The 25768-nt window shown below is 55.5% G+C and carries 21 protein-coding genes; 12 read left to right on the top strand and 9 right to left on the bottom strand.

Translation table 11 applies throughout. The features are described from left to right. Positions 1-8: 8 nt before the first annotated feature. A complete protein-coding gene (locus IEX96_RS07800; RefSeq protein ID WP_188873742.1) occupies positions 9-287 on the bottom strand; it encodes a DUF2312 domain-containing protein in 279 nt (92 codons plus the stop codon). Between the two features lie 324 nt (positions 288-611). On the opposite strand from IEX96_RS07800, the gene IEX96_RS07795 reads away from it, so the two are divergent. From IEX96_RS07795 to IEX96_RS07780, 4 genes are read left to right on the top strand one after another with little or no spacing between them, the layout of a single operon-like run. Next, the gene (locus IEX96_RS07795; protein WP_149999863.1) at positions 612-887 is read left to right on the top strand and encodes a BufA1 family periplasmic bufferin-type metallophore; all 276 of its coding nucleotides are present in this window, start codon (positions 612-614) and stop codon (positions 885-887) included. A gap of 8 nt (positions 888-895) precedes the next feature. Then, positions 896-1774 (top strand): MNIO family bufferin maturase, encoded by an 879-nt coding sequence (bufB, locus tag IEX96_RS07790; RefSeq protein WP_229773610.1) that lies wholly within the window; start codon positions 896-898, stop codon positions 1772-1774. Continuing rightward, positions 1755-2546, top strand: coding sequence for an HvfC/BufC N-terminal domain-containing protein (locus IEX96_RS07785; protein ID WP_150005225.1), 792 nt, complete (start codon positions 1755-1757; stop codon positions 2544-2546). The genes bufB and IEX96_RS07785 overlap by 20 nt, the downstream gene beginning before the upstream one ends. A gap of 35 nt (positions 2547-2581) precedes the next feature. After that, the gene (locus tag IEX96_RS07780) at positions 2582-3070 is read left to right on the top strand and encodes a DoxX family protein (protein ID WP_149999861.1); all 489 of its coding nucleotides are present in this window, start codon (positions 2582-2584) and stop codon (positions 3068-3070) included. Positions 3071-3110: 40 nt separating this feature from the next. On the opposite strand, the gene IEX96_RS07775 is transcribed toward IEX96_RS07780, so the two are convergent. From IEX96_RS07775 to IEX96_RS07765, 3 genes are read right to left on the bottom strand one after another with little or no spacing between them, the layout of a single operon-like run. Next, entirely contained in the window at positions 3111-3422 is a 312-nt protein-coding gene (locus tag IEX96_RS07775; RefSeq protein WP_150005394.1) for a DUF1244 domain-containing protein, read from the bottom strand. A gap of 27 nt (positions 3423-3449) precedes the next feature. Then, positions 3450-4226 carry a prepilin peptidase gene (locus IEX96_RS07770; RefSeq protein ID WP_150005226.1) on the bottom strand — a complete coding sequence of 259 codons (777 nt, stop codon included), beginning with the start codon at positions 4224-4226 and terminating at the stop codon, positions 3450-3452. A 24-nt stretch (positions 4227-4250) separates the two neighbouring features. Continuing rightward, positions 4251-4613 (bottom strand): response regulator, encoded by a 363-nt coding sequence (locus IEX96_RS07765; protein WP_150005227.1) that lies wholly within the window; start codon positions 4611-4613, stop codon positions 4251-4253. Between the two features lie 117 nt (positions 4614-4730). Here IEX96_RS07765 and IEX96_RS07760 point away from each other — a divergent pair, with 117 nt between their 5' ends. The 4 genes from IEX96_RS07760 to IEX96_RS07745 all read left to right on the top strand — a co-directional run bounded on the left by IEX96_RS07760 (position 4731) and on the right by IEX96_RS07745 (position 10816). Then, positions 4731-5630 (top strand): N-formylglutamate amidohydrolase, encoded by a 900-nt coding sequence (locus tag IEX96_RS07760; protein ID WP_188873741.1) that lies wholly within the window; start codon positions 4731-4733, stop codon positions 5628-5630. 140 nt (positions 5631-5770) lie between these two features. After that, positions 5771-7729: an acetate--CoA ligase gene (acs, locus tag IEX96_RS07755; protein ID WP_188873740.1), complete on the top strand. Its 1959-nt coding sequence runs from the start codon at positions 5771-5773 to the stop codon at positions 7727-7729. Positions 7730-7969: 240 nt separating this feature from the next. Then, positions 7970-9676, top strand: coding sequence for an ABC transporter permease (locus IEX96_RS07750; protein WP_188873739.1), 1707 nt, complete (start codon positions 7970-7972; stop codon positions 9674-9676). A gap of 96 nt (positions 9677-9772) precedes the next feature. After that, positions 9773-10816 (top strand): Fe(3+) ABC transporter substrate-binding protein, encoded by a 1044-nt coding sequence (locus tag IEX96_RS07745; protein WP_188873738.1) that lies wholly within the window; start codon positions 9773-9775, stop codon positions 10814-10816. A 64-nt stretch (positions 10817-10880) separates the two neighbouring features. Here IEX96_RS07745 and IEX96_RS07740 read toward each other — a convergent pair whose 3' ends face one another. The 4 genes from IEX96_RS07740 to IEX96_RS07725 all read right to left on the bottom strand — a co-directional run bounded on the left by IEX96_RS07740 (position 10881) and on the right by IEX96_RS07725 (position 14919). Then, positions 10881-12413 carry an FMN-binding glutamate synthase family protein gene (locus IEX96_RS07740; RefSeq protein WP_150005228.1) on the bottom strand — a complete coding sequence of 511 codons (1533 nt, stop codon included), beginning with the start codon at positions 12411-12413 and terminating at the stop codon, positions 10881-10883. Positions 12414-12560: 147 nt separating this feature from the next. Next, positions 12561-12782: a hypothetical protein gene (locus tag IEX96_RS07735; RefSeq protein WP_150005229.1), complete on the bottom strand. Its 222-nt coding sequence runs from the start codon at positions 12780-12782 to the stop codon at positions 12561-12563. Between the two features lies 1 nt (position 12783). Continuing rightward, positions 12784-13815, bottom strand: coding sequence for a quinolinate synthase NadA (gene nadA, locus IEX96_RS07730; protein WP_150005230.1), 1032 nt, complete (start codon positions 13813-13815; stop codon positions 12784-12786). Positions 13816-13980: 165 nt separating this feature from the next. Continuing rightward, positions 13981-14919 carry an MBL fold metallo-hydrolase gene (locus IEX96_RS07725; RefSeq protein WP_150005231.1) on the bottom strand — a complete coding sequence of 313 codons (939 nt, stop codon included), beginning with the start codon at positions 14917-14919 and terminating at the stop codon, positions 13981-13983. A 401-nt stretch (positions 14920-15320) separates the two neighbouring features. Here IEX96_RS07725 and IEX96_RS07720 point away from each other — a divergent pair, with 401 nt between their 5' ends. Then, positions 15321-16835 carry a PAS domain-containing sensor histidine kinase gene (locus IEX96_RS07720; RefSeq protein WP_188873737.1) on the top strand — a complete coding sequence of 505 codons (1515 nt, stop codon included), beginning with the start codon at positions 15321-15323 and terminating at the stop codon, positions 16833-16835. A 9-nt stretch (positions 16836-16844) separates the two neighbouring features. Here the strand turns inward: IEX96_RS07720 and IEX96_RS07715 are convergent, their stop codons facing one another. Next, on the bottom strand, positions 16845-17315 hold the full coding sequence (locus tag IEX96_RS07715) for a PAS domain-containing protein (RefSeq protein ID WP_150005233.1): 471 nt from the start codon (positions 17313-17315) through the stop codon (positions 16845-16847). Positions 17316-17418: 103 nt separating this feature from the next. Between IEX96_RS07715 and mnmC2 the strand changes: the two genes are divergently transcribed. From mnmC2 to IEX96_RS07700, 3 genes are all read left to right on the top strand, one after another. After that, on the top strand, positions 17419-19329 hold the full coding sequence (mnmC2, locus tag IEX96_RS07710; protein WP_188873736.1) for a tRNA (5-methylaminomethyl-2-thiouridine)(34)-methyltransferase MnmC2: 1911 nt from the start codon (positions 17419-17421) through the stop codon (positions 19327-19329). A gap of 119 nt (positions 19330-19448) precedes the next feature. Further along, on the top strand, positions 19449-21266 hold the full coding sequence (locus IEX96_RS07705; protein WP_188873735.1) for an autotransporter assembly complex protein TamA: 1818 nt from the start codon (positions 19449-19451) through the stop codon (positions 21264-21266). Further along, positions 21263-25672, top strand: a complete 4410-nt coding sequence (locus tag IEX96_RS07700; protein WP_150005239.1) for a translocation/assembly module TamB domain-containing protein — start codon at positions 21263-21265, stop codon at positions 25670-25672. Before IEX96_RS07705 ends, IEX96_RS07700 begins: the two co-directional genes overlap by 4 nt. Positions 25673-25768: the final 96 nt, after the last annotated feature.

Here is a 25768-nt window from a genome sequence, read left to right as displayed (position 1 = left end):
GGAAACAATTAGTCCTCGGCAGCTTCCGCCGGGCCACCGCTATGTCCTTCAAGGGCATGCATATAAACATCGAGCAAGGCTTCCTGCTCTTCCCGCTCATGGCTTTCCATTTTGCGAATACGGACCACTTGGCGCATGATTTTGGGTTCGAAGCCAGATGATTTGGCTTCTGCATAAACATCCTTGATATCATCCGCGATCCCTTTTTTTTCTTCTTCGAGCCGCTCAATGCGCTCGATGAAAGACCGAAGGATATCGCCGGCAACACCACCTGCGTTGGTCACCATAAGGACCCCCTGTGCTATACTGGTTACAAAATTCCATTAAATGGTCGCGGACTGTAGCCGCGAGACATCTTCGATGCAACGCCGGCTAAGGCCGGACCCGTAAAATGCGGGACCGTCAGGCTGAAAACAAGGTGGGGATTTCGTGATACTCCACCTAAACTGTCTGACGACAATGTGAAAATCATCTGACTTCACCTTTGCCCCCATCCCGCTTACCTTTAAGGGGTGTCGGCGCGGAGAGCTATCAGGCCAACCGTCAAATGCCGGCCTCGGATTATCTAAATGCCAGATAATCTGTGCCCTACTTAACTGGAGAAAATTGCTATGAAAACGCTGACATCCAAAGCCACCACGATCGCCCTTGCCGGCGCCCTTGCCGCGGCTGTTTCTGTTTCTTCCGCTCAAGCTCAGGATTGGGCAAAGAAAGCTGAAAAATGCTACGGTGTTGCCAAAGCTGGCCAAAACGATTGTAAAGCAGGTCCCGGCACCTCTTGCCAGGGCACGTCCAAAGTGGATTTCCAAGGCAATGCCTGGATGTTCGTTCCTAAAGGCGTGTGCGAAAAGCTTGCCGGTGGCAGCCTCGAAGAGAAAAAAGCCTGAGGCATTTGATGCCCGGATTTCAGCCTGACCGCCCGATGCCGGATAAAACCGGCATCGGTTTGAAGGTCGAGCATTATCGGGATGTCCTTGAAGGACGTCCCGACCTCGGATTTTTCGAGGTCCACCCCGAGAATTATATGCTCGGTGGCGGTCCCGGACTGACAACGCTTGAAGCGGTGCGGTCCAATTACCCCTTGTCATTGCACGGCGTTGGCGCATCCCTTGGATCATATGACCCGGTAGATCCGGACCATCTGACCCGTCTGAAAGCGCTGGTCGACCGGTTTGAACCTTTTGTGGTGTCCGAGCATTTGTCATGGAGCCGCTATCAGGATCATTTTCTTGCGGATCTTTTGCCCCTGCCGCTAACCACCGCAGCTCTTGCGGCCATGACAGCCAATGTCAATCATATGCAAGAGGCATTGGGGCGCACCATTTTGGTGGAAAACCCCTCCACCTATCTCGAATTTTCCCATGCCGATATGACAGAGCCCGAGTTCTTGCGTGCCCTTGTCAAAGCCACAGGCTGCGGCCTGCTGCTTGATGTGAACAATATCCATGTCTGCGCCATGAACCACGGATTCGATCCCATCGGCTATCTGGATGCCATCCCCGGCGACGCTGTGGGCGAAATCCATCTGGCCGGCCATAGCATCGACCGATATGGCGAACGGGACATTCGCATCGACACCCATGGCGCACCGATCAATGATGATGTGTGGGCTTTATATGAACAGGCCATCATTCGGATCGGCCCAAAGCCCACCTTGATCGAGCGCGATGACAATCTGCCGCCCTTTGCGGATCTTTTGGCTGAAGCAAAGCAAGCCGAGCATGTGATGGCATCTTTGGCGCAAGGGGCAAACAATGCCAGCGTCGCCGGATAAAATAACACTTGCAGGCATACAATCCGCTTTTGCCGATGCCCTTTCCGGCCGCGGCGATACGGCACTCGCGCCCCATATCAAGCCCATGCCCGGCGTGCCCACGAATGTGCAACTGGATATTTACCGCAATAATGTGCATGCGGCCCTCGCCCGCTCCACCGAAGGGCTTTATCCGGCGGTGGCGAAATTGGTGGGCGAAGAGTTTTTCCACCATATGATGCGCGATTATATCCAGCGCTTTCCGCCTCAACATGGCCGCATGGTAGATTATGGCCATGAACTGCCGGATTTTCTGGAAAGCTATCCACCGGTGGCCAATCTTCGCTATCTGGCGGATGTGGCGCGGCTGGAACTGGCCTCTTATCTGGCCTATCGCGCCCCGGATCACACGCCGTTAAACCCTGCACAATTGGCGGGCCTTAGCCCCCAAGAGGTGGCGGCCTTGCGTTTTGAATTCGTCCCGTCTCTCACTTTGCTGGCCAGCCCTTGGCCGGTCCTTGATATCTATCGGCTGGCAATGGCCCCCGAAGGGGAAGAGCCACCGGCCCCGGAAATGGACAACAATCCCGCGCGGCTTTTGATCCTTCGCAGCCAAGACGAGGTGGACATGATCCCCTTGCCTTATGGCGATTTTTCCTTCCTCATGAGCTTGCAGACGGGGGCAAATCTGGAAGATGCAGCGGCGGGGGCTACGGCATCGCAAAGCGATTTCGATCTGTCATCCACTCTGGCACAGGCATTTTCTGCCGGTGTTTTCTCGACTGCACGTTAACCAAATCACAAAGCAATAAAACCAAGGAGACCCACATGACCGACACTGCCTCAACCGGGGGGACCGGCCTTCTAGATAAAGCCAAAGCCGCTTATTCCCTGTTCGATAAAATTCCCGAAGCGCTGGTTTTATTCATTGCCCGTATCACCATGATCCATATTTTCTGGACATCGGCAGGCAACAAACTGGCCGGGCTGTTCGAACTGAAGCCCTTTCAGGCCATGCTGTTTGAAAGTGAATTCGGTATGCCCTTCCCCGAAGTGACGGCAGTGGTCACCGCGTGGGCGGAATATGCCCTGCCCTTCCTGTTGCTGATTGGCTTTGCCAGCCGTTTGGCCGCTACCGGTATTCTGATCATGACTCTGGTCATCCAGTTCTATGTCTTCGGCGGCGCCGACGATTTCTGGGCCATGATGATGCAAACCCATATTCTGTGGGCCGCTCCCATGCTGGTCATCATGAAATACGGCCCGGGCAGCCTGTCTGTGGACGCCATTTTGAAGAAAACCGTTTTCGCCAAATAATCCGGTTCTTTTCAATCAATCCATTCGGCAAGGCCGGGGCTTAAAACCCCCGGCCTTCATTTTTGCGCAGACTGTCTTTCATCGCCGCCAATTGCGCCTCGCTGGCAGGGCTTTGGAATTGCGCTTTCCACTCACCATAGGGCAGGCCGTAAATGGCTTCACGGGCCGCCTCCTTATCCAGTTCGACGCCCACCTCTTTGGCCGCAGATTGATACCATTCCGCCAGACAATTGCGGCAAAATCCCCCCACAGCCATCAGATCGACATTTTGCACATCGGTGCGGTGCGCCAAATGTTTGAGCAGCGTGCGAAATGCCGCCGCTTCCACTGCCATGCGCTCACCATCGGTCATCGTTGTCATTATAAGTTCCTTTTTATTTCAGAAAGCGGCCCCCAGGCCATATATCGCCGGACCATAAAGCCAGACCAGCCAAAAACCAAAAGCCAGAAACGGCCCGAAGGGAAGCGCATCCTGTGCGCTCAATCCCCGCCCCATACGCTGCAAGATAAACGCATAGAAAAGCCCGCAAAGGCTTGCAATGACCAGCACATAAGGCAGGCTGAACCATCCCAGCCACGCGCCGGCCGCCGCCAAAAGCTTGGCATCCCCAAGCCCCAAACCTTCCCGCCCCCGCATCATGCGATAAAAAAAGGCGATGCTATAAAGCAGGCCATAGCCTATGATCGCCCCGATGGCTGCGGAAAGCAAATCCGTTCCCAAACCCAAGGCGGCCACCGCCAAGCCCGCCAGCACCAACGGTAAAGTCAGCTTATCCGGCAAATAGAAATGTGCGCCATCAATCACCGACAAGGTGAGAAGCACAAGCCCCAGCATCAAGGATAATGGCACCGGCCAGCCGCCACCAAAGGCCAGAAACGCCTGTCCTGCCAAAACAAGCGCCCCAAGCTCGAACAGCAATGTTTGTTTTGGAATAGGTGCACCGCAATGGCGACACCGCCCCCGCAAACACAAAAACGACAGGATCGGCACCAAATCCAGAACGGTCAAAGGCGTGGCGCACGACCGGCACGCAGACCGGGTCAGCCCCACGGGCTCCTCGCGGGGGATGCGATCCGCAAGCAGGGCGAAAAAGCTGCCCAGAAAAGGCGCGAAAATCAGGCTCAACACCCCCAGAAGAAAATCAGTTTGGATCACAGGCCATGTCCCATGGGGCTATCATCATGATGTGCAAAGCTGCTCGACCATCGCCACCAGATCCCGCAAATGAAAGGGCTTGGACAGCACTGCCGAATGGGGCGGAGGATCGCTGTCCTTGCGATTCATGGCAATGGCGGCAAAGCCGGTGATAAAAACCACTTTCATCATCGGGTCAAGGTCTGCCGCGCGTTTGGCCAGCGCCACTCCGTCCAGTTCCGGCATCGCCACATCGCTCAATAACAGATCAAAACCGCCCGGAGTGATATGCGGCAAGGCTTTCAGGCCATTTTCCACGGCCACCACCTCATGCCCGGCGCGGATAAGGGAGCGCGTTAGAAAATTTCGCATGGCCGCATCATCTTCGGCAATCAGCAGTCGCGCCATTCCAGCCTTTCCAAAATCGCGGGGTTCCGGAACTCTTTCTCCAGTGTGCCTGTTGCATCAAGACACCGCAATGGGTGACACTGCATAAAGACTGTCCCTTTACGCATCTTGGAAACCATGACCCAGACCGAGCGTGACATGTCCGCACCGCCCTATGACCTTCTGCCTGCCTCAGGGGGGATGGGGCCGTTCCTTTGTTCTTCTCCCCATAGCGGCCGCTATTACCCCGTGGCTTTCAAGCGGGCTTCGCAACTGGACGGGACCATGCTGCGCCGGTCTGAAGATTGCTATGTGGACGAGCTGTTCGCCCATGCCCCAAGCTATGGCGTCCCCTTGCTAAAGGCGGTTTATCCACGCGCTTATGTGGACCTCAACCGTTTGGAAACCGAGCTGGACCCGTTGCTGATCCGCGATCCTTTGCCCCCTTATGCCACCAGCGAAAGCGAGCGGGTGATGGCAGGCCTTGGCACCATTGCGCGGGTGGTTGCGGTGGGTGTTCCCATCTATTCCTGCCCCCTTTCGCTGGACGAAGTGATGGCTCGCATCGCTCATATTTACCGGCCCTATCATCAAGCCTTGAACCATCTGCTTACAAAAGCACAAGCGCATTTTGGCTGGTGTGCCTTGATTGATTGCCATTCCATGCCCTCGCATATTGTGCGGACCACGGTGGATATGCCCGACAAAAGCTGGGATGCGGATATTGTGTTGGGCGACCGCTTTGGCACAAGCTGCGACCAGCGCCTGACCGATCGGGCCGAAGAGCTTTTGACTAGGCTTGGCTATAAGGTGGTGCGCAACACCCCTTATGCCGGAGGGCATTGCACACGCCATTATGGCGCACCCGAAAACGGCCGGCATGCCCTTCAGGTCGAGATCAACCGGGCCCTTTATATGAATGAACAGAGCTTGGAAAAAACGGCCGGATTTTCCACTTTGCGCAGGGATATGGGCCGTTTGATCAAAGGTCTGTCGCAGCTCGATCTTTCAACGGACCAGCAACTTGCAGCGGAATAAGGAAGGGCGCGGCAGTAACAAAAGATGCTTAATCTTTTCTGAAAAAGACCGTGATCCCTCACTATGAGCGCGTTACAGTCCTTTTAGGCTAGTGACAAAAATCACGATGTTACAGGATGGCTTTGGGTAGGAGAGCAACAATGAACGATCAGCAACAGGCCGCGCCGGAACAGATGGTTTTTCCCGTTCCCGAAGACTTTGCCAAAGCCGCAAAGTGCGACAAAGCGCGTTATGAGGAAATGTATCGGCGCTCCGTATCCGACCCGGACGGATTTTGGGGCGAGCATGGCAAGCGTCTTGATTGGTTCAGCCCTTATAAAACCGTCAAGAACACCAGCTTTGAAAATGATGTCTCCATCAAATGGTTCGAAGATGGCACGCTCAATGCCAGCTATAACTGCATCGATCGGCATCTGCCGGAAAAAGCCAATGATGTTGCGCTGATCTGGGAAGGCGATAATCCCGCCTATCATTATTCCATCACCTATCAGCAGCTTTATATCCATGTGTGCCGCTTCGCCAATGTGCTCAAGAAAATGGGCGTCAAGAAAGGCGATCGGGTTACGCTCTATATGCCGATGATTGTTGAAACGGCTTATGCCATGTTGGCCTGCGCCCGCATCGGGGCGGTTCATTCTATCGTCTTTGGCGGCTTTTCCGCCGAAGCGCTGGCGGGCCGCATCAATGATTGCAAAAGCGAATGGGCCATCACCTGCGATGAAGGTGTGCGGGCCGGTAAATCCGTGCCTTTGAAAGCCAATCTGGATAAAGCCGCCGAACATTGCCCTGGCCTTAAAGGGGTTTTGGTGGTGCGCCATACCGGCGGGGCTGTGGACTGGGTGGAAGGCCGCGACATCTGGTATCACGATGCCGCACTGGATGTGAGCAGCGCCTGCGAACCAGAGGTGATGAACGCGGAAGATCCTTTGTTCATTCTTTATACATCCGGCTCCACCGGCCAACCCAAAGGCGTGTTGCACACCACCGGCGGCTATCTGGTCTGGGCCTCCATGACCCATGAATATGTGTTCGATTACCGCCCCGGCGAGGTTTATTGGTGTGCCGCCGATGTGGGCTGGGTCACCGGCCACAGTTATATCATCTATGGCCCGCTGGCCAATGGGGCCACCAGCCTGATGTTCGAAGGCGTGCCAACCTATCCCGATGTGGACCGTTTCTGGCGGGTCATCGCCAAGCACAAGGTGAATATCTTTTACACTGCGCCCACTGCGCTCCGCGCTTTGATGCGTGAAGGCGACGAGCCGGTGGAGCGCCATGATCTTTCCAGTTTGCGGATTTTGGGATCTGTGGGTGAACCGATCAATCCCGAAGCCTGGCTATGGTACCACCGGGTTGTGGGCAAGGAACGCTGCCCCATTGTGGATACCTGGTGGCAAACCGAAACCGGCGGCATGATGATCACACCGCTGCCCGGAGCCATGGATTTGAAGCCCGGTTCCGCCACAAAGCCTTTTTTCGGCGTGCAAACGGCCCTTGTTTCCAGTGAAGGCGACCTCATCGAAGGCGCGGGCGAAGGCAATCTGGTCATCACCGATAGCTGGCCCGGTCAGGCGCGCACGGTATATGGCGACCATGACCGCTTTATCCAGACCTATTTCAGCACCTATAAAGGCCTTTATTTCACCGGTGATGGCTGCCGGCGGGATGAAGACGGCTATTACTGGATCACTGGCCGGGTGGATGATGTGATCAATGTATCTGGCCATCGCATGGGAACAGCCGAAGTGGAAAGCGCCCTTGTGGCCCATCAGCTTGTGGCGGAAGCGGCCGTTGTGGGCTTCCCTCATGATGTGAAGGGACAAGGCATTTATTGCTATGTGACCTTGAATGCCGGATTGGAGCCAACGGACAATCTGGCCAAAGAACTGCGCCAGTGGGTCCGCACTGAAATCGGCCCCATCGCCACCCCCGACCATATTCATTTCACCCCGGCATTGCCCAAAACCCGGTCGGGCAAGATCATGCGCCGCATCCTGCGCAAAATCGCCGAAAATGAATTTGGCAATCTGGGCGACACGTCCACCCTTGCCGACCCAAGCGTTGTGGACAGCCTGATCGAAGGGCGAAAAGTCCGTTAAATCCGGAAAACAACGGAAGCTGCAGGCAATAACAATAGCTTGCAGCTTCCCCCCCACCAACTGCCAAGGCCTGTTTTTAAAAACAGCCGCCCATGCCGTCTATGCCCAGCATGCCTGCCCAGTCGCAAGCGCGTCGCATTTTCTTCTTGGGCCAAGCCCTTATGATCCGCTATGTGCAAGGCTGGATTAAAAGGGTCATTGCACGCTGTCTGGATAAGGTATCGGAATAAAGTGTCTGGCATGTCTCGTATTTTCAGCCTTGATGGCCTGCTGTTTTTCGGCGTGCTTTTGCTCATCGGGCTGCCGGTGACAACGGTTGTCGCACATCTGTTCATGGCGGGTGGCGATAGCTGGGCCCATTTGATGGCCACCGTTCTGCCGCGCTATATCGCCAATTCCTTATGGTTGGTGATGGGGGTGGGCCTTGGCACCTTTTTGGTTGGCACCGGCGCGGCATGGCTTGTCACCCTTTTTGACTTCCCCGGCAGGCGGCAATTTGAATGGGCGATGATCCTGCCACTTTCCGTGCCGGCCTATGTACTGGCTTATGCCTATACGGATTTTTTACAGGTCGCAGGACCGGTGCAAAGCCTGTTACGCGATCTGACCGGCTGGGGCCCACGGGACTATTGGTTCCCTGAAATCCGCTCCCTTGGCGGGGCGATCTGGTTGTTTGTTCTAGCGCTTTATCCTTATGTCTATCTGGCGGGCCGGTCGGCCTTCTTGCAGCAATCGGAATGTGTGGTCGAGGCCAGCCGCACCCTTGGCTGCACCTCGTGGACGGCATTCATCCGCGTTGCCCTGCCTCTCGCCCGTCCGGCGCTGGCAGCAGGCGTGGCGCTGGCATGCATGGAAACCCTCGCCGATTTCGGGGCGGTATCCTATTTCGGCGTGCAAACCTTCACCACCGGCATTTACCGCACATGGTTTTCCTTTGGTGATCGGGTGGCGGCGGCGCAATTGGCCAGCTTATTGCTGGGCTTTGTGGCATTGCTGCTTTTGGCCGAACGCATCAGCCGCAAAGGCGCACGCTATCACGAAACATCGCGCCGGATACGGCCCTTGGGGATACAGAAGCTTTTTGGCTGGCGCGCCGCATTGGCCGCCTTTGTCTGTTTTTTGCCGCTCTTGTTCGGATTTGTGCTGCCCGGCGCCATTCTTGTAACGCTGGCGCTTGATGTGGGGGATGCCCAGCTTGGCGGGCGCTATCTGGGCCTGATCCGCAACAGCGTCAGTCTGGCAGCCCTTACAGCCGCCTTGGCGGTGGTTTTGGCTCTGGCCATTTCTTATATGATGCGCACAAACCGTTCGGCCGTGGCCCGCTCCACCGCATGGATTGCCGGATTGGGTTATGCCATTCCCGGATCAATCATCGCCGTGGGCGTGTTGATCCCCCTTGCCTGGTTCGACAATCGGCTGGATGCCTTCATGCGCAGCCAATTCGACCTTTCCACCGGCTTGTTGCTCACCGGCTCTATCACAGCATTGGTCTTTGCCTATCTGGTGCGCTTTTTGGCGCTGGCCCAGCAAACCACCCGCGCCGGACTGGAAAAAATCACGCCTTCCATGGATGCCGCTGCGGCCACTTTGGGCGCAGGGCGCTTTCAGGCTTTAAGAAAAGTGCATGCGCCCTTACTGAAGGGGCCATTGCTCACCGCCTTTTTGCTGGTCTTTGTGGAGGTGATGAAAGAATTGCCCGCCACCATGATCATGCGGCCCTTCAATTTCGACACTCTGGCGGTGCAAGCCCATAATCTGGCCGCCGATGAACGCTTGGCGGAAGCCGCTACACCGGCCTTGACCATCGTGATTGTCGGCCTGATCCCCGTGGTGATCCTGACCCGCCTGATTGGCCAGTCCCGACCCGGCCAGCCCACGGGGTCGACCATACGCACTGCTTTTTCCTCATTTTGGCCGCGCGTAAAAGCCGCAGGGTCAGGAAAGTAAGGGGCTTGAATTTCTCTGAAGTCTTGCGATATAAAAGCAATTGATAATCGTTCTCAATTCACACCCTTGCTTTCCCACGCCTTTCCGGAGTTGGTTATGTCGCCTTTCAGTCCCATTAAAATTGGCAGTGCAGCCCTTTTGGCCCTTGGCACGCTTTTGCCCCTGTCTTTTGCGCAATCCGTAGAGGCGCAAGAAGTAAACATCTATTCCTCGCGGCATTATCAAACCGATGAGCGGCTCTATTCCGATTTTGAAAAAGCCACCGGCATCCATGTCAACCGGCTGGAAGGCGGCGGCGATGCCCTGATCGAGCGCATCTCCCAGGAAGGGCGAAACAGCCCTGCGGATATTTTGCTCACCGTGGATGCAGGCATGTTGTGGCGGGCCGAAGATGCGGGCCTGTTCCAATCTACCCGATCCGATGTGCTTGAAGACCGTATCCCTGCACATTTCCGCCACCCCGATGGCGACTGGTTCGGTTTCTCCTCACGGGCGCGGTTGATCTTCGTCAATAAAGATCTGGCCGATCCTGCCAGCATCAGCCGCTATGAAGATCTCGCCGATCCCGAATGGCGGGGACAAATCTGCATCCGCTCTTCCTCCAATGTCTATAATCTGTCGCTGATGGCATCGCTGATTGCCCATCTGGGCGAAGAAAAAGCGCAAGATTGGGCGACCGGCGTGGTGAAAAACTTCGCCCGCAAACCGCAAGGGGGCGATACGGACCAATTGCGCGCTGCAGCCACCGGGGAATGTGCCATTGCCGTTGCCAACAGCTATTATTTTGTCCGCCTGATGCAATCCGACGATCCGGCGGATCAAGAGGTCGTCTCGAAACTTGCGGTGATCTTCCCCAATCAGGACGATCGCGGAACCCATGTGAATATCTCCGGAGCCGGGATCGTCGAAAATGCCCCGAACAAGGCGGAAGCCCGTGCATTTCTGGAATATCTGTCCTCCGATAGCGCCCAGCGTTATTTCGCTGCCGGCAACAACGAATATCCGGCGGTCGATATCGAAATAGACAATGCGTCCCTCCAATCCTTGGGAACGTTCAAGGCCGATGACATCAATGTCTCTGTTTTGGGAAAAAATCAGCCCAAGGCACAGCAGTTGTTCGATCGGGCCGGTTGGCGATAAGCCACTCTAATTTGGCGACAAGCCTAATAAAAAGGGGAGCCAGTGCTCCCCTTTTTTGATCCCTTCAGGCCATGGCCGCATCTTTGCGACTGGACGATAATAACGACCCTGCCGCGATATCAGGATAAAGCGCATCCATCGGTTTGGAGCGCCCATTCTCTCCCATGATCCGCGCATGCATCCGCCGCAGACGCCTCGGCTCTGCCACGCCGCAGCTATGGGCGATGGTTTCCACCTCTTTTTGCATATGATGAATATAATTGGCGACGCGCTGGGCTTTGTCTTCCACATTCAGCCCCCGTTGCAACCGCGGATCATGGGTGGCAATGCCGGTGGGGCATGTGTTTTTATTGCACTGCATGGCCTGAATGCAGCCCAGCGAAAACATGAAGCCCCGTGCGGAATTCACGAAATCTGCGCCCATGCACAAGGCCCAGGCCACATCGGCCGGATTGATCAGCTTGCCTGAGGCAGCCACACGAATGCGCTGTTTCAGGCCATAGCCATTGATCATATCCACCACCATCGGCAGGCTTTCAGCGATGGGAAGCCCCACATTATCCATCAAGCTCATAGGGGCAGCGCCGGTGCCCCCTTCGCTTGAATCGATGGTGATAAAATCCGGAGCGCTTTCAATACCGCGACGGTGGATGGCTTCGAACAGTGTTTCAAACCAGCCATAGGCTCCCACCACGCATTTGAAGCCGACAGGTTTGCCGCTCAGATCCCGCAAGCGGTTGACCATATCCAGCAATTGTTCGGGATTGTCGATCTCCGGATGGCGATTGGGACTGATGGAATCCTGTCCTTTGGCAATACCGCGAATCCGGGCGATTTCCTCTGTCACCTTGGCGCCGGGCAAAATGCCGCCCTTGCCGGGCTTTGCCCCTTGGGACAATTTCAACTCGATCATCTTGACCTGAGAATGTTTTGCAATGCTGCGCAGCTTGTCTTCGCACAGATCGCCCGCTTCATTGCGGACGCCATATTTTGCCGTCCCGATCTGGAAAACGATATCGGCGCCCCCTTCTTCATGATGAGGGGATAACGCGCCTTCGCCTGTATTGATCCACGCCCCTTCCATGGCACAGCCGCGCGACAAGGCCCGTACCGCAGGCTTGGAAATAGCCCCATAGCTCATCGCCGATACATTGAACAGGCTTCGGGTCGTGTAAGGCTGCTCGCACATATCCTTGCCGATGGTCACACTGGACGTTTCCAGCGCATCGCTTTCCAATGTGGGAAAGGCGCAATTGACAAACAGCACCGATCCGGCGGCATGCAGATCGCGGGTTGACCCAAAGGCGCTGGTGGTATCCACATTTTTGGATGCCTGATAAACATAGGTGCGTTGTGCGCGGTTGAAGGGCATTTCCTCGCGATCCATGGCGAAGAAATACTGACGCAAAAATGTCCCCATATGTTCAAGCAGATAGCGCATACGCCCGATGACGGGATAATTGCGCCGGATAGCATGATGGGTTTGGGTGCGGTCAGCAATATATAAAACGATGATCGCCAGAACGCCGACACCGATGGCGAAGATGAACAGGACTGCCAGAAAAAAGAGGACATCGAACACGAAGCCGGATGGCATAAACGTCTCCTCGCATAAAAATAACCAAAATTCTGGCCATAGCTTATGCGAAGTTCAGCGCCACGCCCACGCACAATCGCTCACCAGCCCTGCCCCACAGGTCAAAGGCTGGTGATCGCGCATTATGAGATTGTTTAAAACGCCGCCTCAATGCGGCCAGATATCACGCACCACTTTCAGAAAATAGCGCAGAAAATACCATGCGCCCGCCGCGTTCATGGCAATGGCCCCCACCAAAAGAACACGGATAAGCACCCCGTCATGGGCCAGCCAACCACTGCTGGCCACAAGCAGCATCAAAACGCCGGCACACAGAAACAAAGCCGCACGCATCATCAGCCGCATCACGGCCGGTTCAAGCGCTTTCACCTTAAATCCGCTCGGCGCCGATGCTTGAAACATCGGTCATAGGAGCGGATTTAGGGCTCATTTCCAGCATTTTTTGCAAAGGCCGCAAAGCACGTTTGCGCACATCTTCATCCAGATGAATCTGTGGCTCCAGATCGCGCAGGGCCACATACAGCTTTTCCATGGAGTTCATCCCCATGAACGGACACATATTGCAATTGCAATTGCCATCCGCCCCCGGTGCTCCAATAAACGTCTTGTCCGGCTGGGCTTTCTGCATCTGGTGGATGATATGCGGCTCCGTGGCCACAATGATGGTTTGCGCCGGGCTGTCACTGGCAAATTTCAGGATCGAACTGGTAGACCCCACATGATCGGCCAATTCCAGAATATGCTCCGGGCATTCGGGATGGGCGGCAACCGGAGCATCGGGATGGGCAGCCTGCAGCTTGATCAATTCCCGTTCGCTAAAGCGTTCATGGACAATACAGCTTCCCGGCCAAAGCAGCATATCACGCCCGGATTTGCGGGCCAGATAGGCACCCAAATGCCGATCTGGAGCAAACAGGATTTTCTGATCCAATGGAATTTGGTTGATGATCGCTTCCGCATTGGACGAGGTGACGATGATATCGGTTTCCGCCTTCACCGCTGCCGAGCAATTGATATAGGTAAGCGCCAGATGGTCGGGATGGGCGCGGCGAAAAGCGGCAAATTCCTGTGGCGGACAACTGTCTTCAAGGCTGCATCCCGCACGCATATCGGGCAGAACCACGGTTTTTTCCGGCGACAGGATTTTGGCCACTTCCGCCATGAACCGGACGCCGCAAAACGCGATCACATCGGCATCGGTGGCCGCAGCTTTGCGCGAAAGATCAAGGCTGTCACCGACAAAATCGGCAATATCCTGAATATGTGGATCCTGATAATAATGCGCCAAAATCACCGCATTACGCTCATGGCGCAAGCGATGGATTTCCACCTCGATATCAATCGACGGATCGATCTTGGGAGCCGGGGATGGCTCAAACGGATCGAGGGCAATATCGTCCATAACCAATGCTTCCATTCTGTTCCAAGCAGTCCAGCCACTGCCATGCAAAGGCCCATTCGGCACTCTGGCACAGCCTGTCCTCTATATAACCTGCTCCCTATATAAGAGGTGATCTGGAAAATTGCAGATTTTTCTTAATAGGCCTTCATCAGGCTATGAAGGGCATTATGAATGTGCCGTCGGGGATGTGATGAAAAACCGCCCCTCTGCGTTGAACGGCCCCTCGACCCCGACCATATCCCGATCGGCCAAATCCACCAGATGGGCCAAAACAGACCGGGCCGCAGCCGGTATAAGGCCGGGATGCAGATCCGTATAAAGCCGCGCCACAATATCGGGTACATCACATATCCCCGCTTCAAGGCATGCCAAAATCGCCTGTTCGCGGCCTTTGCGATGGGCGATCAAGGCCGCCACATGCCTGGCAGGTTTAGGGATCGGCGGACCATGGGTGGGCCAAAAGACCGCATCATCACGCGCACCAACCCGCTCAAGAGAGGCCATATACTGCCCCATATCGCCATCAGGGGGCGAAATAACGCTGGTGGACCACCCCATCACATGATCGCCACTAAACAAGGCCCGTTCCGCGGCAAGTGCAAAACACAGATGGTTCGAAGTGTGGCCCGGTGTCCAGATAGCCTCAAGGCTCCAGCCCGGCCCGCGCACATGGTCGCCATCCCGCAAAAGTTCATCGGGGCGAAAGGCCATATCCGCCCCCTCCTCCACCTGTCCCATCGCCAAATCCGAGGGCAAATCGGCCCGCGCACCGGCACCATGCGGCCCATAAGCCAGCACTGGCGCCCCTGTTTCATCCTGAAGGAGAGACGCTCCGGGGCTATGATCGCGGTGCGTGTGGGTTATCACAATATGTGACACCCGCTCCGATCCCAGACCATCCAGGATCTTTTCCACATGGGTGGGATCCGCAGGCCCCGGATCGATCACCGCCACCGTGCCCCGACCAATGACATATGTTCCGGTTCCGGTATAGGTAAACGGCCCGCTATTGGGCGCAACGATCCGCCGGATCAAGGGGCTAACCCTGACCAGCACACCAATACGCAGATCAATCTTTCCAAGCGGTTTCATCTGTGGCGACATAGCCCAGCCTTGCCATGGCACACCCACAGGCGCAAGCCTTCATCTGATTGAAAAAGATCAAGGAGCGCCTTTCTTTTTTACTGTTATTTATGTCTTAATATGTTTGGTTTAATCCCTAGTTTGGCCTTATGAGTGGAGGGCAAAGGAAAACAAAATAAAACAAAGCTTTTCCCTTGAAAGGCGGCTTAAAAAAGCAAAAAAATTCTTTAATCGCCGCCTGTTATCGTATCAAACTGAAATCAGAGAGCCATCCGGGATCTCATTCGCGTGACATCCATATCTACAGATATTCGGGTATGCCTCAGGGGTCCTTATGATGCGTATTTTTAACGCAACTAGAATAGTTGATGATAGCGAGTGATGTAGTGTCCAAATTTGATTATAAAAATGACATAACGACAATGGACACCGCGGCAACGCTCAATGCCGAATCTCTGCCTCCCGGGGTTGTCGCCCAAATCCTTGATATGGCCACCCAAAGTTTTGTGGTGCACCGTGGTGGCCTGCCTTTATTTGTCAATAATGTCACCGCCGATATGCTGGGCGTTCAAGACAAAAGCCAAAGTTTCAAAAAAACGGTTCTGGAGTGGATACACCCGGATGACCGCGCCAATGTTTCAAGAAATATCGCCGCGCGGATGGAAGGGCGGGATGCACCGCAAGACCAGCAGTTTCGCCTTGCCCGGGAAGACGGGGCCGAATATTGGGTGGATTGCCGCGCCACCGTTGTCGATTGGCCCGGCGGCCCTGCGATTCTGGCAACCCTGATCGACATCACCCAACTCAAACAAACCGAACGGGCGCATGTCCGCTCCGACGCTCTGTTCAAGCGCGTTTTTCAAGCCACGCCGGATATGATGTCGCTGTCTTATCTACGTACTGGGGTGTTTTTAGATGTGAATGACAATCTGGCCAATGCCATCGGCATGTCACGGCGCGAGATTTTAGGTCAAAGCATCTTTGATCTGGCCATTTGGGGGGACCCGACGGTGGCCATAAAAATCGGCAATACCATTCGTGCCGATGGCTCCATCCGGCAAATGGAAGCCAGCGTGCGCCGTGTGGATGGCACCATATTTCCGGTCAAATTCTCTGCCGAATTACTGAATGTGGATGGAGAAGAGGTGATTTTAATCATCGGGCGCGACATCACCGATGAAAAAAAGAATGAAGAAGAACTGCGCAACAGCCGCGATATGGCAGAACTGGCCAATCGGACAAAATCCGAGTTTCTGGCCAATATGAGCCATGAATTGCGCACCCCTTTGAATGCCATCCTCGGCTTCTCAGAGATCATAAAAGGAGAGGTTCTGGGGCCTTTAGGAGATGCGCGCTACCGGGATTATGCCAATGATGTTCATCGTTCCGGCACGCATCTTCTGGATATCATCAACGATATTCTCGATCTATCCAAAGTGGAAGCGGGCCGGCTAGAGATTTATCCGTCGGAAGTAGATGTGTCAGAGCTTGTGGCGCAATGTATTCGCCTGATACGGGAACGCGCCCATCAGGCCGGCCTGCGCCTCGTTTCCAAGATTGAGCCAGACGAGTTTTCCCTGTTTGTGGACCGACGGCTGTTCAAGCAAATCCTGCTTAATCTGTTATCCAATGCGGTCAAATTCACGGAACAGGGCGGGCATATCACCGTCAACGCCCTTGCCCAGCCCGATGGCGGCTGCAAACTCATTGTCAAAGATACCGGCGTCGGCATGTCCAAAGAAGAAATCGAACGCGCCATGACCCCCTTTGGGCAAGTGGACGGGGTAATGACCCGCCGTCATCAGGGCACCGGGCTTGGGCTGCCTTTGATTGCCGCCTTCGTTGATGTGCATAAAGGGACGCTGCATATCGACAGTGAAAAAAATGCCGGAACCACCGTCACCATTGTCCTGCCCGATCAGATGGGCAAAGACTGAGGCTTGTTTCTATTCAAAGGTCAGATGAAACAGGATCATATTCACATCCTTATCATTGGCTGAAAGCGGCAAGGCCAGAACATCATATCGACGATATGATCGTTGGGACCATTCAAGCTGAACCTTGCGAATGAAGGTTGGGGCTTTATGCGCAATGACCCATTGGCAACGCCGCCCCACATTCTCGCTTCCCGGAATTTGATCCAGATATTTTCCGGTCAGATCCAATCCCGACATTTGGACAATACGCGTTCCATGAAGCCGGACACGCAAGCGGGATTCTGCGCCGTCCACATCAAACAGAACGATATCTTCAAGCAATGCGCGCATATTGGCGGGATCAAAATCACGCCGCGCAGGCATCAAGCGCTGTCCGCGTTTATCATCCCACAAGATATAAAGGGCACGGGCAGCCTCAAGAGGCACATCATCAGAAGAGAGCACCGGCTGAATATCATGAGTTTTATGGTCGAACCCCATCACAGCGTCCTACATAGAATGTGACCCCTCACCCTGTCATAATCGCGCATAAAGAGTAATTATGCAATTATCCTCATTTTTCTTTATAGAAAAAGAGACCATTGTGACTGAAACCATCAGACCCACCGGGAAACGCGTTTCATCCATGCCATTGCCAATCGACAACCCTGAACACGCCCTTGCCCTGCCCCATCCGCGACTGGATTGGGAAAAGGATGCGCCACGATCGCTTGATCATGGCGACAAATATTATGATCTGCATGACGGGCTATTGGAAAGCATCGAGGTTTTTATAAAACCATGCGAATTCAATACACTATGGCACAGTCGTTCGGTTCTTACCGTGGGAGAAACAGGCTTTGGCACAGGGTTGAATTTTCTTTCACTTTGGCACCATTGGCGTGAACATCGGGCTTCGGCGCGGCTGCACTTCCTGAGCGTGGAAAACCGCCCGCTTCAAAAAGCCGATCTGCTGCGGGCCTTGAAGCCTTTTCAATGTCTTGCCCCCTTGGCCCAAGAGCTTGTGGCGCAATGGCCGCCCGCCTATTCCGGCATCCACCGCCTGATATTTGACAAAGGCCATGTGCATCTGACCCTGTGCTTTGGCGATGCCGCCACCATGTTCGATCAGGTGGAAGGCCAGATGGACGCCTGGTTTCTCGATGGCTTTGCCCCTTCGCGCAATCTGGATATGTGGTCGGCCCCTCTTTACGCCCAAATCGCCCGTCTCAGCGCCCCCGATGCCCGGCTTGCCACCTTTACCGCCGCAGGGCATGTACGACGCGGCTTGATGGATGCGGGCTTCCATATAGAAAAACAGCCCGGCTTTCAGGGAAAGCGTGAACGGCTGGTGGGGCGCTATAAAGGCAGGCCCGCGTCTCCCGACCTTGAGGCGCCATGGTTTGCGCCTCCGGCTCCCTCTCCCGGTCCGGTGGCTGTCATTGGCGACGGCATTGCCGCCCGCATGATGATTGCCGCTTTACGCGATCACGGGTTGGACAATATCCAGATCGCCTCCCCGCATGAGTCCCCCTTGCCCGCCGCTATCTTGGCCCCACGCATCGATCTGGGCCACAATGCCGCGGCCCGTTTTTCCATTCAAAGCCTGCTCAGCGCATGGCGCACTTATGATGCATTGGGTGCGTGGCATGGCCCACGCGGGGTGTTAAGCCTTCTGGAAGGAAAAAGGGCAGAAAGCTGGGGCAAAAAGGCGGTCGAAAGCCTGAACTGGCCAGCGGATCTTTTACGCTTATGCACACATGATGAGGCCAGCAAAATCGCCGGTGTGAGCCTAAAATCACCAGCCATGCACTGGCCCCATGCAGGCTGCATCATCCCGCAAACGCTTTATGACCTTTTGCCACCGCCACAACAGCACATCCCCCATTCCGCTCATAGCATCCAACAGATCGGTCATGATGCGGGATGGCGGATATTGGGGACTGATGGCAAAATTTTATGTGAAACGCCAACGCTGATCCTTGCCGCAGGGACGGGAACGGCGGCACTTTTGGGCGCCAATGCACCGGAAATGGTGCTGCGCCCGGGGCAATTGGGCCTGCACCCGCCAAAGAGCTCTCCCAAAATCGCTCTCAATGCCAAAAGCCATATCACGCCAACCCTTGATCTTCCCACGGGGCCTGCCCGTATTGCAGGGATAGACCTTCCATTTATGGACCTGCCCGCGCCCCGTTCCTTATGGTCCGGCACAAGGGTAACCAGCCCCGATCATGGGCCATTTGCGGGGCCCGTTTTCGACCGTGACTGGTTTGAATCCGCTTATGCGGCGGCCAGATTGGACAAACGCCGCCGCGACTTTCCTGAAATGCGCTATCATGCAGGGCTTTATATTTTTTCCGGTTTGGGCGCACGGGGGTTTCAAACAGCCCCATTGATGGCACAATCCATTGCAGCACAGATTGCAAACACCCTTTCGCCCTTGGAAACGGCGCAAAGGCACGCCTTGCACCCGGCCCGCTTCATGATCCGAAAGATCATCCGCGGTATTCCATAAAGTTTATTTGGCAAACCATTGCCGTAAAATTGCCATCACACGTCGCCTTAATAGAATCAGGCCATTCAAAAACAAAGAAAGTCCGACAGTTTACACTTATGTATTCTCAGCGCCCCATCGTGCCGCTTCTATTTTTGATGGCCTGCCTTATGGTGGCGGGCTTGGTACCATCTGCAAAAATTTCGGCTCAAACCAATGGGCAGGCCGCGCAAAACCCGAACAATATTCCCTATGATCTGAGCCTGACCGGCATTACGGGCAGTTTAAAAACCCGGCTTGAAGAGCTTTCCATCCTGATAAAAGACAAGAAAAGCCCGCCACGTTCATATGGGGCTTTGCGGGCACGGCTGGAACGGGATCTCAAAACCTTTGAAAAGGCCCTGCGATCCGAAGGATATTATAATGCCAGCATCAGCCACCAAATCGACAGCTCCCAAAGCCCGGTGGCCATTACCATGCGCATTTTCACCGGCAAGCAGTATAAAATCGATCTGGTGGATCTCGCCTTTCCCGGCGTGCTCCCTGAAGAAACCGTGGTGGAAGCCTTGAAGGCCGCCATGACTTTGGCCCCCGGCGATCCGGCCCGCGCAGAAGATATTGTTCTGGCAGAAACGGCCATTCTTGCCACCCTGCCGCGGCTTGGCTATCCGCTGGCCCGCACCGCCACCCGTCATGTGGTGATCGACCATGATACGGATAGCGCCCGCATCACCTATCGTTTCGATACCGGTCCGGCCATGCGCTTTGGCGATGTTCGTTTTGATGGCCTTGAAACGATCAAAGAGGGCTATTTACGCCGCCTTGTGCCGTGGGAATCCGGTGCCCCCTATGATCAGGCGCAGGTGGAAACCTTCCGCCGAACGCTGATTTCCAGCCGCTTGTTTGGCAGCGTGCGTATTCAATTTTCCGATCCCCTGGCAGATTTACGCACCCATACAGAACCCATCGCGCCCGAGATGAAAATCACTGTGATCGAAACCGATCAGCGCACCATTTCCCTGGGGGCGGGCTTTTCCACCAGTGAAGGATTCGGCGGGGATGCCACATGGGAGCACCGCAATTTCTTCGGCGCAAGCGAACGGCTGACACTGACGGCCAGGATTGCCGAAATCGAGCAATCTTTAGTGGCCGACATTCGCAAACCCAATTTCTTGCGCCGCGATCAATATCTGACGGGGCGCGTCGGCGCCATTCGGGAAGACACGGATGCCTTTGACAGCTTGGAGCTGAATATCCGTGCCGGATTGGACCGGGCCATAGGCCGCTATTGGCAATTCGGCGTGGCAACGGATCTCAGCTTCACCGATGTGGAAGAAAACGACGAACGCCGCACCTTCTTGCTGGCCGCCCTTCCCCTAAGCGCCACCTTTGACAATCGCGATTCGGTGCTTGATCCCACCTATGGGCTTTATGCCCGCCTGGCCATTGCCCCGCATCTGGCCGAACAAAGCGGCTTTTTCAGCTTTTATAAAACCGCCTTTGATGCCAGCAGCTATCTGCCTTTGGATAAAGACAAGGACATCCTTTTGGCGGCCCGTGTGGCTGTGGGGTCGATCATCGGAGCCGAAAACGAACGCCTTCCTGCCAATCGGCGTTTTTTTTCCGGTGGCGGCGGGTCGGTTCGCGGCTTTGGTTTCCAAGATGTCGGCCCCTTGGCCGAGGACGGCCAACCCTTGGGCGGACGGTCCTTGTTCGAAGCCTCGTTTGAAGCCCGTTTTCGCATAGGTGAAGACTTTGGGGTCGTGCCGTTCATCGATGTGGGGGAAGTCACAGAAAGCACCACACCGCGCTTTGGCGATTTACGCTGGGGCGCCGGTCTGGGCTTTCGATATTATACCTCCTTTGCGCCGATCCGGGTGGACATTGCAACGCCCATCAATCGCCGCCCCGGCGATAACCGTATCCAGTTTTATATCAGCTTGGGACAAAGCTTTTGAACGACGCCGCACCACATTCTGACAGCCCCAAAAAGCCAAGGCAGCGCCGCTGGCGCATCGCCCTTGTCGGCGTTTTGGCGCTGGCGGGCGTTTTGGTCGGGCTGATGGTGGCGGCGGTCCTATGGCTGGATAGCAAGGCCGGAAAATTTTGGTTATGTGCCACCTTGAACGACATATTGGCGGAAAGCGGCGTGGAGATCGGCACCCTTCGCGGGCAGCTTTTTTCCGATTTTCGCATCGATAGCATCACCCTGTCCGATGCGGACGGTGCTTATCTGGTGGCCAATGATGTTCGCCTGGAATGGCGCGCAAAAGCCTTGTGGGACAGGCATGTGGATATTGACACCCTTGCCATCCACGACATCCGGATGACGCGCTTGCCCCAAGCATCCCCCGAAACACAAAAACCCGGCGCACCGGTGCGTCTGCCGCGCTTACCCGACCTGCCGGTCAGCATCTTTGTTGCCCAATTCAGCATCGGCCAGATTTTGCTGGACGCCCCCATATTGGGCCAGGCCGCAGCACTTGAAGCTTCAGGCCAGGATTTGGCATTGAGCGACAAGCGCCTGAACGGCCAGCTTTCCACATTTGGCAGCAAACAGGCAACAGATGCGCCCGACAGCATCACCGCCGATCTCTCTTATGATGAAACGGTGCAGCGCCTTGATTTAAAGCTGGATATGGTGGGGCCACCGGATGGGATCATCGCCCATGCCTTGAACATTGCCCCGCAAGAACCGGCCCGCCTGCATATTGACGGCAGCGGCACCTTCAGCGACTGGGCGGGTAATCTCGACGCCCAATATGGCAAACGCGCCCGTTATGATGCGGGTATTCTCGTTGAAAACGGGCGATTGTCCATCGAAGGCGATGCCGCACAATCGGGGCTGGTGGATGCCCCCTATGCGGATTGGCTCAGCCCCACCATCAGCCTTTCGATTGTGGCCGATCTTAATGACACCGACATCATTCCCGTCACCGTGGCTTTGGGCTTTGCCAAAGGGAAAATTCTGGTGGATGGCAAAATCCACACCGAAAACAGCCAAGCGCTTGACCTTCAGTACCATCTCACGCTCGATCAGAATGCCGGGGCAAAACTGCTGGATCTGCCCATGCGCCATGACGGGGCAATTCTGGATGGCACGCTTTCGGGCACTTTCATAGCTCCCTTATGGACGGCCCGATTGGTGATCGATGCCCCCCAATGGGACAATGCGGCAAAAGCCACACAGGCCCGATTGCAGCTTTCCGGCGGTTTTGAAAAGTCAGCAATCCCGATCGAATCTTCAGGCAAAATTAGCGGTCTTTCCTTTCCGGATCAGCCCGATCTGGCGGCCTTTGACACGGTTTTGGCGGTGGACGGGCACTATGATCTGGAAGCGGCCAGCGCCCATATCGCAAACGCCCGGATAGACGCTCCGGGGCTGAGCATCACCGGCACGGGGGACTATGCTTTCACCGCACAAACATTGGCACTGGATCTTGCGGCCCAAATAACGGCCCTGTCGCGTCTGCCTTTGCCCACCGCCTTGCCGCTTGATGGACAGATCGAGGCACGGGTCGGCCTTGCCCGTGCCAATGGTGCCGATCCCATCGCCATTCAGCTGACCATGAACGGAGAGGCTATAAGCGCGGAGCAAGAAAGCCTTGGACTGTTGCTGGGAGAAACCCCGCATTTTGAATCGCATATCCAGTTCAGCCCCGGCAGCATGGTGCGTATCCTGTCGGCACAGATTTCAGGGGCGGGGCTTGATGTTTTTGCGCAAGGACTGGCGGATATCACGGCACAGGATCTGGATATCACATACCGACTTGGGTTCACCGATCTCTCGCTTCTGGGTCTATCCGGTCCCACCGATATAGATGGTGGACTGGTTCTGGAAGGCGCTCTCTCCGGCTCCTTTGATCAACCCGTGCTGGCTGCAACATCCGATCTGGCGCAGCTTGATGTGCAAGGCTATCCATTGCTCAACCTGCATCTGGATGCCCTGGCAACGGATCTGGCAAGCCAACCGCAAATGGAGATTCGACTGGGCGCCGATAGCGGCCTTGGCCCCTTACGCATCGAGGGACGGGCGGCAATGGCAAAGAATGGCGCCATCGATATGCCATTGGTCTTTCTGGCCCTTGGGGGGGCGGAAATCGAAGGAGCCCTTGCTTATGGGGCCGATGGGCTTGTGCGCGGCACCTTGGCCGGCACCTCCGGCGATCTCTCAAAACTGCCGCAAAGCCAACGCTATGGTCTGCAAGGGGATATGAACTTCACCGCCGCCTTTTCAGAACAGGACGGCAAACAAGCCCTTCGTCTTGAAGGGGATGGCGAAAATCTGACCATCCCCTCTGCCAGCACACAATTGGTGGAAATCGAAGCCATCAATCTTGATGCCACACTGCGCTTGACCGATGCCTTGCCCTATATAGATGCCCAATTTTCGATCACTGATTTTGCTATGGGCTTCACCCGTCTTGCCAGCGCAGGCATTACCGCCCAAGGGGATAGCAAACGCCTGCATATCAGTGGCGAGGCCGATGGGGATTGGCGCGGTCCCTTAAGCCTGAAGGGCGCCGTGGATTGGGGCCAGGATGCGGATACCCAAACCATCAGCCTTGATCTGGATGGCACTTTATTCGGGGAAGATATCAAAACCCCTGCCCCCATCGTGGCGCAACAGACCGGCGATATGTGGCAGATCGCGCCTTTCCAGATGCAGATATCCCAAGGCCAGATTTCCGGCACCGCAAGCTATGGCCCAGAGCGCATCCACGGAAGTCTTGATCTCCTGTCGGTGCCGTTGGAACTAGTGAATGTGGCGGCCCCGCGCCTGCTTCCCACCGGCACAATCAACGCGCGTTTATCTGTTGAGCAAAGCGACGGCCCGGCCACCGCCGAGATGCACCTGGCGCTTTTGGATGTGACCCCGGCCATAACGGGATTTGCCACAACCCCGCCTTTTTCCGCCACCATCGACGGGCAATTGACCAATGGTCTGTTCAGCATCAAAGGCGAGGCCAGCGCCCAAGAAGCCATGCGCGCCGATCTGAGCCTCGACATGCCTTTGGCACTTGATCTAAGGGCGGGCAGCTATGCCCCGAAGGCCGATGCCCCCCTTGAAGGGCAGCTTTCCTGGGAAGGAGCGCTGGCCTCCCTGTTCATGCTGGTCACCTTGCCCGAACATGAAGCCAGTGGCACCTTGCATGCAGATTTGCAAATCGGCGGCCTATTGAATAATCCCGATATCACCGGCGATATCCGCTTGAACAACACCCGTTATGAGCATCTTGATAGCGGTTTTCTGGCCACCGACATCACCCTTGCCGCCGATCTTTCGGACCGCAGGCTCAGCATCACCCGCTTTGACGCCAAAGACGGCAATGGCGGCACCTTGAAAGGCTCTGGCTGGGCAGAAATTGATGAAACCGGAGATTTCCTGACCGATATAAATTTGCTGCTGAATGATGTGACCGTGATCCGGCGCGTTGATGTGAAAGCGGTAACATCAGCAGATCTGCGGTTTCAAAAAACACCCGAAGCAATGACAGCATCAGGGACCATTTCGCCCAGCCGGGCCGATGTGGATATCAGCAAATCGCTGCCCGATGATGTGACCGATATCGAGGTAACGGAAATCCGCACCAGCGAAGGTGGCGGCCCAAACACCCTTGATGGACAAGAAGCGGCTTTTGAACCCGCCATGCCGGTAGCGCTGGATTTCCAGATTGATGCGCCCCGCCGTATTTTCGTGCGTGGGCGCGGGCTGGATTCCGAATGGGAAGTGCATCTGAAAGTTCTTGGCGATGCCGAAACGCCGCTTATTGAAGGCACGGCCTCGCTGCTTAAAGGGGCCTTCGATTTTGCCGGACGACGCTTCACTCTGGATGGCGGGCAGCTTATTTTCACCGGAGCGGCCACAATCGACCCCATTCTGGATATCCGGGCGCGGGAAACCGTCGATGGCCTTGATGTGGTTTTAAGCCTTAGCGGTCCTGTTTCTTCTCCCTCTCTGAGCCTGCAATCCACCCCGTCCTTACCCGAAGATGAAATCCTGTCGCGGCTGTTGTTTGGAGAATCGGTGGCAGATCTGACACCTTTGGAAGCGGTGCAGCTTGCCTCGGCCCTTGCCAGCCTGTCCGGCGGGGGTGGTCTTGATGTGGTGGGGGCGGCACGGGCCGGTTTGGGGCTGGATCGGCTGAATATCGAAATGGGCGATGAAAACTCCAATGGCCCACGCATTACGGGGGGGAAATATCTCACCGACAATGTCTATTTCGAAGTGGCAACAGAAACCGGAACCGGAATCACCACCGGCACATTGGAATGGGCGCTCACCCGCAATCTCAGCCTAAGAAGCCAAATGAGCTCCAGTCAGGACAATGCCGTCTCCATCCGCTGGTCATGGAATTATTGAGCGGGAAAAGCCGTGCAGAATCACCATTGCGCCATGGAGTGAACCGGATCAAAGAGCACGCGCAAAAAATATCGGTATTTACACCGAATATCCGTT

It is taken from the genome of Iodidimonas muriae, from assembly GCF_014647255.1.
GTDB classification, from domain to species: domain Bacteria; phylum Pseudomonadota; class Alphaproteobacteria; order Sphingomonadales; family Rhodothalassiaceae; genus Iodidimonas; species Iodidimonas muriae.
Note: the sequence above shows the minus strand (reverse complement) of the source record. Positions and strands in the feature narration are given on the sequence as shown.